7 protein-coding genes are annotated in these 7,246 nt (G+C 72.0%); 3 read left to right on the top strand and 4 right to left on the bottom strand.

From position 1 onward, the window contains the following. The 3 genes from ABD841_RS26065 to ABD841_RS26055 all read left to right on the top strand — a co-directional run. The coding region (locus tag ABD841_RS26065; protein WP_344977138.1) for an acyltransferase family protein at positions 1–1,564 on the top strand (1,564 nt) is incomplete at its 5' end. 49 nt (positions 1,565–1,613) lie between these two features. Further along, a complete protein-coding gene (locus tag ABD841_RS26060; RefSeq protein WP_344977135.1) occupies positions 1,614–2,744 on the top strand; it encodes a glycosyltransferase in 1,131 nt (376 codons plus the stop codon). Beyond that, complete coding sequence (locus tag ABD841_RS26055) at positions 2,729–3,466, top strand: acetoacetate decarboxylase family protein (protein ID WP_344977132.1); 738 nt, start codon at positions 2,729–2,731, stop codon at positions 3,464–3,466. Before ABD841_RS26060 ends, ABD841_RS26055 begins: the two co-directional genes overlap by 16 nt. Before the next feature lie 17 nt (positions 3,467–3,483). On the opposite strand, the gene ABD841_RS26050 is transcribed toward ABD841_RS26055, so the two are convergent. The 4 genes from ABD841_RS26050 to ABD841_RS26035 form a co-directional block, all read right to left on the bottom strand. After that, positions 3,484–4,359 carry a sugar kinase gene (locus ABD841_RS26050; RefSeq protein ID WP_344977129.1) on the bottom strand — a complete coding sequence of 292 codons (876 nt, stop codon included), beginning with the start codon at positions 4,357–4,359 and terminating at the stop codon, positions 3,484–3,486. Positions 4,360–4,377: 18 nt separating this feature from the next. Then, on the bottom strand, positions 4,378–5,259 hold the full coding sequence (locus ABD841_RS26045; protein WP_344977144.1) for a glycosyltransferase family 2 protein: 882 nt from the start codon (positions 5,257–5,259) through the stop codon (positions 4,378–4,380). A 196-nt stretch (positions 5,260–5,455) separates the two neighbouring features. After that, complete coding sequence (locus ABD841_RS26040; protein WP_344977126.1) at positions 5,456–6,223, bottom strand: CDP-alcohol phosphatidyltransferase family protein; 768 nt, start codon at positions 6,221–6,223, stop codon at positions 5,456–5,458. After that, on the bottom strand, positions 6,201–7,241 hold the full coding sequence (locus ABD841_RS26035; RefSeq protein WP_344977123.1) for an iron-containing alcohol dehydrogenase family protein: 1,041 nt from the start codon (positions 7,239–7,241) through the stop codon (positions 6,201–6,203). Before ABD841_RS26035 ends, ABD841_RS26040 begins: the two co-directional genes overlap by 23 nt. Positions 7,242–7,246 lie beyond the last annotated feature (5 nt).

Raw genomic sequence — 7,246 nt, 5'->3', positions numbered from 1 at the left:
GGGCGGCGGCCCCCAGGCTCCCGGCACGCACCCGGGAGGCGGCCCCCAGGCGCCCGGCACGCACCCGTACGCCGGCGCGCAACCGCAGGCGGGGGCGCAGCTGCCGCACCCGCGTGGCGGGACGCAGCCGCACGCCTCCGTCCGGCCGCAGGAGGCGGCGCACCCGCAGGCGGCCCCCCGGCCCTCGGAGACCGCGCCCGTGTCGGGCGAGCCCCCCTTCTCCTACTGGCAGAACTCCAGCGGCCAGAGCAGGTCGTCGTTCTGGACCCGCGCCGGCGAGCCCGAGCGTGACCTGGAGCTGGAGCGGCAGGCGGAGCGGGAGCGCGAGCCCCGGCCCGACGAGACGCCCGCCGCGCCCCCGGCCAGGAAGAAGCGCGAGCCGTACCTCGACAACGTCAAGTTCCTCCTGATCGCCCTGGTCGTGGGCGGGCACTCGCTGGTGCCGACGCTGGAGGCGCACTCGGCGAAGGCCACGTACATATTCGTCTACATGTTCCACATGCCGGCGTTCGTGCTGATCAGCGGCTACCTGGGACGCAACTTCTGGAACTCCAACGCCAAGATCAACAAGCTGGTCGACACCCTGCTGATCCCGTACGTGGTCGTCGAGATCGGCTACGCCCTGCTCCGCTTCGCGCTGGGCCAGAAGTGGACCCTCACGATCATCGACCCGGCCTGGCTGAACTGGTACCTGCTGGCCCTGGTCCTGTGGCGGATCTCCACACCCGTCTGGACGCGCATGCGGCAGCCGCTGCTGGTGGCGGTCATCATCTACCTGGTCGCGGGCTTCTCGGAGATCTCCGGCGACTTCAGCATCGACCGCTTCTTCGGCCTGCTCCCGTTCTACGTGCTCGGCCTGCTGCTCAAGCCCGAGCACTTCGACCTGCTCAAGCCGCTCTGGGTGAAGATCACCTCCGCGGTCGTCCTCGGGTGCGCCGCCGTGGTGGCGATCCTCATCGCGCCCCACGTCAAGCTCGACCCCGTCTACTTCCGCTACAGCTTCAAGGCCATGGAGCTGTCGTGGTGGATGGGGCTGGGCGTGCGCGCCGCCGTGCTGGTCGCGGCGCTGGCCATGTCGGTCGCGGTGCTCGCGCTGGTGCCCAGGGGCGAGACCTGGTTCTCCGAGCTCGGCACCCGCACGCTCTACGCCTACCTGCTCCACGGCGTCGTGGTGCTCATCGCCAAGGACCAGGAGTGGCTGAGCTTCCCGTGGCTGTACGGCCCCCTGGGGGTTCTGGCGATCATGTCGAGCTCGCTGTTCCTGGCCATCGTGCTGTGCCTGCCGCAGACCCGCACGCTCTTCAAGTGGCTGCTCGAACCCCGCCTGGTCTGGCTCTACCGCAGGCCCTCCCAGGCCGCCGCGGGAGCGGCCAAGCCCGACGCCGGGCCCGCTCCGGCGGCCACCCCCGGAAGCCCCGCGGCCTCCGCCGCCGGACCCGCTGCGGGAGGTGCGGGAGGTTCCGCGAACGCCGGAGGAGGCGTCCCCGGAACCGCCGCGGGAGACCTGCCGGGGAGTGCCGGGACGGTCGCGGCCCAGCAGAGTTCAGCGTCAGTTACCCGCTGATTAACCCAACACCTCCGGTGATGACGGAACCGGCACTCAGCATCGGCATATGCGGGTATGTGTCGGGACAATCGTTCATCACCCGGAAGACGCCCGGATCATGCATCGGCAGATCCGGGCGCTCCTGGGCGCCGGGCACGAGATCACCTATGTCGCGCCCTTCACCGACTGCAACGTCACCCCGGATCCCCGGATCCGGGCGGTCGACGTCCCCCGCGCGGCCGGCCGCCGCCGCTGGCACGCGCTGAAGGCGGCCCGGGGCGCTCTCAAGCGCGGGCTGGTGGGCGCCGACCTGCTCATCGTCCACGACATCGAGCTGCTGTTCCGGCTGCCAAGACGGCGCCCGGTCACCGTCTGGGACGTGCACGAGGACACGGCCGCGGCGCTGGAGACCAAGGCCTACCTGCCCGAGCGCCTGCGCCGGGCCCTGCCGGCGCTCGTCCACCGGGTCGAGACCCGCGCGGAGCGCCGCCTGCACCTGATCCTGGCCGAGGAGTCCTACCGCGAGCGCTTCACCGGCTCCCACCCGGTGGTGCCCAACACCGCCTACGTGCCCCGGCGGCGGCCCACGCCGCCCGGCCGGGACCGGGTGGTCTACGTGGGCCACCTGTCCGCCGCCCGGGGCGCCGTGGAACTGGTCGAGCTGGCCCGGCGGCTGCTCCCGCACGGGATCAGGCTCGACCTGGTCGGCGCGGCCGACCCGGGCATCCGGCCCATCCTGCGGGACGCGCAGCGGCAGGGCGTGCTCGACTGGTACGGGTACGTGCCCAACCAGCACGCGCTGCGCATGGCCGAGGGGGCGGTCGCCGGGCTCTCGCTCCTGCACGACGTGCCCAACTACCGGCGGTCCATGCCGACCAAGGTCGTCGAGTACATGTCCCGGGGCGTCCCGGTGGTGACCACGCCGCTGCCCACCGCGGCCGCGCTGGTCGAGCGGGCCGGGTGCGGCGTCGTGGTGCCCTTCGGGGACGTGGCGGCGGCCGCGCGTGCCGTCCTCGCCCTGCGGGACGACCCGGCCGGGGCCGCGGCGATGGGGGCGCGCGGTCACGCGGAGGCGCTGGCCCGCTACAACTGGCCGGACCACGCCGGGGAGTTCGTCGGAAGGCTGGAGGAATGGGCGGGCAAACCGGTGACGTCCGGGCTGGAGATTGGTCTACTGGAGGCATGGCACGCCATCTGATCCAGGGGCGCGAGGTCGCCATGCCGGTCCGCATCCGCGACGCCTCGGTCTGCAGCGCCTCCTACCTGGTCCGGGCGGACGCCGCCCGAGCCGTGATCGCCTACTCGCGGCTGGACGTCGCCGAGGTGCTCCCGCGCAAGGCCCTGTGCACGCTGGTCTTCGTCGACTACGTCGACGGTGATCTCGGCCCGTACCACGAGTTCGGCGTCGCCTTCCTGGTCCGCCCGCCCGGCGCGGGGCCAGCCCCCCGCGGGGGGCTGCGGGCGAACCTGGCGGAGCTGCGCAGGAGCGGCGCCGGGGTGTTCGTCCACTGGCTCCCCGTCGACCAGGGCTTCACCCTGGAGGCGGGCCGCGCGATCTGGGGCTTCCCCAAGGAACTGGCCGACATCGACCTGCGCACGTCCTCGCCGTACAAGCGGTGCATCCTGCGCAAGGACGACCGCCTGGTGCTGGACCTGCTCGTCAAACCCGGAGTCCCGGCGCCGGGCACCGGCATGATGACCGTCCTCGACGCCTACACCCACCTGGAGGGGGTCACCCGTCGCGTGCCCTGGTCGGTGTCGGCGCGCGGGGTCCGGGTGCGGCCCGGCGGTGCCCTGATCCGCCTGGGCAACCATCCGATCGCCAGGGAGCTGAGCGAGCTCGGCCTGCCCAGGCGCGCCCTGGTGACGGGTACGGCCTCCCACGTGACCATGGCCTTCGACGAGGCCAAGGAGTCGTAGCGGGCACGGCCCCGTTCTCAGACGTCGGCCTCCAGCAGGGGGAGCTCGGCCCGGGTGGGCAGGCCCTGCCAGTCGCTGGGGCCGGAGGCGGCGAAGGCCGCGAGCAGGGCGGCCCGGCGGAGCCGGTCGACCGGGTGCAGGTGCTCCAGGAACGCGCTGAGGTAGCCCGCGACGTAGGCGTCCCCGGAGCCGTTGGGGTCGACCACGGGCGCGGACAGGCCGGGCGCGTCGTGGCGGACGCCGTCGACCCGGACGCTCGCGCCCCGGGCGCCGCGCCGTACGATGACCTCCCGGTCGCCGGTGAGCGCGGGCTTGACCAGGTCCAGCTCGCTCTGCCGGACGAACAGCACGTCGGCCGAGCAGGCGAGCACGCTCAGGATCTCCTCCGCCTCCCGCAGGTCGGGCCAGAGCCGCTCGTGGTAGTCGACCGCCACCGAGACGGTGATCCCCGCGGTCCGCGCGGCCCGTACCGCGGCGTGCATGGCGTCGCGCGCGTTCAGCGCGGCGGTGATCCCGCTGACGTGGAGGATCCGGGAGGCCGCGACCCGGTCCACGGGGACGTTCCCCTGCGCGAGCCGGACCCCGGTGCGGTAGTAGGAGACCCGGGGCGCCTGGCCGAGCCGTGACTCCTTCAGGAGCATCCCGGTCGGGGCTGATTCGTCCACCCGGGCGTCCGAGACGTCGACGCCCTCGCCGCGCAGCACCGTGAGGATCCGCGCCCCGAGCTCGTCACCGCCGACCTTGCCCAGCCAGGCGACCCGGTGCCCCAGCCTGGCCAGCCCGATCGCGACGGTGAACTCGGCCCCGGCCACGTCCAGCCGGGCCTCGTGCTCGTGACGGATCCGGCCGCTGGTGACGACGCCGAAGGCCTCGCCCAGGGTGTAGACGTCCACGGGGCCGCTCCCGGGGGATCAGACGATGGGCGGGCGGCCCAGGCGCAGCATGCGCCAGGCGGTGTTCCAGGCCATCGGACGGCGCTCACCGGCGGGCTCCCGGAGGCCCTCTCCGAAGCCTTTGAACCAGGCGCGCAGGGCCGAGGTGGAACGCTCGCGGAGCAGGGTCAGGGCGACCCAGTTGAGCAGGTAGAACACGGCCAGCGGCCAGGGGAGGTTACGGCGGGCCAGCCAGACCCGGTTGCGGGCGTTGAGCCGGTAGAAGTCGGCGTGCCGGGTCGGGGGGACCTGCGGGTGGTACATGACCGTCTTGGCGTCGTACTCGATGCGGTACCCCTCGCCCAGCAGCCGCCAGGCCAGGTCGGTCTCCTCGTGGGCGTAGAAGAAACGCTCCGGAAGCCCGCCGACCTGCAGGAAGGCCGACCTGCGGATGGCGCAGGCCCCGCCCAGGAAGGTGGTGACCGGGGAGGAGCGCTCGGGGTCGCCGGCCCGCAGCCGGGGGACGTGACGGCGCTGGCCGGTGCCGCCGTCGGGGTCCATCACCCGGAAGGAGACGACCGCGAGGTCGTGCTCGGTGGAGAAGCGCTCACGCAGGTGGGAGACGAGATCCTTGTCGGCGTACCAGCCGTCGTCGTCCAGGAAGAGGACGACGTCGCCCGAGCACTCCTCGACGCCGCGGTTCCGCCCGGCGGGGATGCCCGCGTTGTGGCTCAGCCGGACCGTCTTGATCGAGGCCGAGGAGCCCGCCGGCACCGACGCCGACAGCTCGGGGACGTCCGCGCCGTTGCCGACGATGACCACCTCGACGTCGCCGTCGGACTGGTTCAGCGCGGACTCGACCGCCCGGTCCAGCTCGGGAACCCGGTTGCCCATGGTGAGGATGACGCACGAGATCTTCAACGGGTCATCGCCTTGACGCGTCGAGAGCACGTGCGGAGCATACTTTCATGATCACCGAGTCTGCTGGGGCTGGCAATTCTGACAGGGCTACAGGTTTCTGGTTTACCGGATGACAAGCGTATCGGAACCGTCAGCGAACACCCACCAAACAGTGAGGCGTTCGCACTTACGACGCGCCGGGACGCCGTCCGGTTCCTCATGAGAGCCGCCTGGATGCCAGAATGCTGATCAGGTGCAGGACCATCTGGAGCACGGCGACCGCCACGCAGGCCACCGCGAGGATCCTGGTGGCCGCCAGACCCCCGTTGATCGCGTCCCAGAGCGCGGCGATCACGACGAGGATGGACAGCTCGACCGCCTGGACGACGCGGTGGAACTTCAGGGCCGCGGCGGCCTTGCGGGCCAGGCTCAGCCCCCGCGACCGGAACTGCTCGGCGGAGGCCTCGGTCGCCGCGATCAACCCCGAGCGGGCACGGGCCACATCGACCAGGTCGGTCTCCGCCTTGATCAGGATGGCACCGAGCGCGGCGGCGAAGCCCGCCACCGTGTACCAGTCGGGGAGGGTCTCCGAGGCCCGGAAGCCCAGTCCGATGAGCAGGGCGGCCTCGGCGAAGTAGTGGCCGACCCGGTCGAGGTAGACGCCGGTGATGGAGGTCCGGCCGGTCCAGCGGGCCAGCTCGCCGTCGGAGCAGTCGAGCAGCAGGTAGAGCTGGACCAGCAGGGCCGCGACGACGGCCGCGGCGAGACCGGGCAGCGCGAGGACCGCGCCCGCCGCCAGTCCGCTCAGGATCATCAGCCAGGTGGTCTGGTTGGGCGTGATCGGCGTCTTGGCCAGGAACCAGGTGACGTAGATCGACAGCTTGCGCATGTAGAGCACGCCGGCCCAGTGCTCGCCGCTGTTGCGCTCCATGGTCGAGTGCGGCTGGGCCACCGCACGCAGCTCAGCGACCGACGGCCCGGACATAGTCCTCTACCCGATCGTGGATCTCCGGCTCCGACAGGCGCAGGTGCTCAAGGATCGTGTAGCGCCCGGGACGGGTCGAGGGCGCCAGCATGACGGCCTTGGTGAACTGCTCGGCGGTCAGCCCCACGTCGGAGGGGGTGACCGGCAGCTCGTGCCCGCGCAGGCAGTCGACGACCTGGGTGAGCCTCCGTGAATCCTCACGGAGGAAGAAGCAGAATGCGGCACCTATCCCGGCGAGTTCGCCGTGATTGGAAGTGCCGGGAAAGAGCTGATCCACGGCATGCAGGATCTCATGATCTCCGCCACTCGAAGGACGGGACGACCCGGCGATCACCATCGACATCCCCGACAGGATGAGCGATTCGGCCAGCACGGTGAGGAAGGCGTCGGACTCGATCGAGTCGGACCTGCCGATCACCGCCTCGGCCGCGGTGCGGGCCATCGAGCAGGCCAGGCCGTCGATCGGCTCGCCGCGCTCGGCCGCGGCGAGCTGCCAGTCGTCGATGGCCGACAGGTTGCTGACCACGTCGCCGACCCCGGAGCGGACCAGCGACGCGGGCGCGTCGTGGACGAAATCGAGATCCACCATGATGGCCAGCGGCATGGGCACGCCGAAGGAGCCCTTGCCTCCGTCGTGCGTCAGCGAGGCGACCGGGGAGCAGATCCCGTCGTGCGACAGGTTGGTGGCCACGGCCACCATCGGGATCCCGGCGAGCGAGGCGGCGTACTTGGTCGCGTCGATGGTCTTGCCGCCGCCGATGCCCACCACCGCCTCGTAGGCCCCCCTGCGCAGGTCGGCGCCGAGCGAGATCGCCGCGTCGACCGAGCCGTCGGCCACCCGGAAGACCCGGGCCTCGCCGAGGGAGGGGGCGATGACCGAGGCGATCCTGTCACCCTGGCCGACGCCCACCGCCACGGCCACCCGCCCGGAGGTCGCCACCCTGCTGTCGGCGAGCAACGAGCCGAGCTGGGCGATCGCTCCCCGCCGTACCTCCATGGTCAGGGGGGCGGGGAGCATCCTGG

Source organism: Streptosporangium fragile (genome assembly GCF_039534445.1).
Classification (GTDB): Bacteria; Actinomycetota; Actinomycetes; order Streptosporangiales; family Streptosporangiaceae; genus Streptosporangium; species Streptosporangium fragile.
The sequence above is the reverse complement of the archived record's forward strand: the minus strand, read 5'-3'. Positions and strand labels throughout refer to the sequence as shown.